At 39.7% G+C, this 531-nt stretch carries 1 pseudogene; it reads left to right on the forward strand.

The features are described from left to right. Positions 1 to 283: 283 nt before the first annotated feature. Positions 284 to 531: pseudogene (locus R7R78_RS29180) on the forward strand (SPOR domain-containing protein); the annotation flags it as partial.

Below are 531 nucleotides of genomic sequence, written 5' to 3' on the forward strand. Positions count from 1 at the left end.
GCTACGGAACTAGGTTTAAAGAGCTTATGTAGTTTATTCATGTGAACTCCTGCGGCTTGTCGCGACTTACTTACAATCTGCTACGTTGATATCAACAATCATAAACGAATAAATAAGCCAGAAAACATAAACGAACCGGACATTGAAGCAAATCTATACAGTGCTTGTAGAGTTTGTGTTACTCATCACATCAAATTCGCAGATTATTGTATTTGATGCTTGATAAACGGGCCTGCTATCGGCATGATTTATCGTAATATTTATCCAGAGCGTTTGTTACTTCATGAAAAAAATCGCAATCATCGGCTTGTCAGTTCTGCTTTCTGCTTGTGCATCTGAAACTTACATCACGGATGTGACCTCAGAAAGTTACCGAGAGGACTACAAATCAGATCGTATCTCTAAACCAATTATGGCGTCTGAAAACGCTGTAGTAGAAAAAGACGTACAACCAACTGTTGTGAAAATGACGGCAAAGCCTGAAGAAAAGAAAGTAGTCAAGCTAACGCCAAAAGAGCAGGCGAAGCCAGT

Source organism: Vibrio sp. 2134-1, assembly GCF_033339495.1.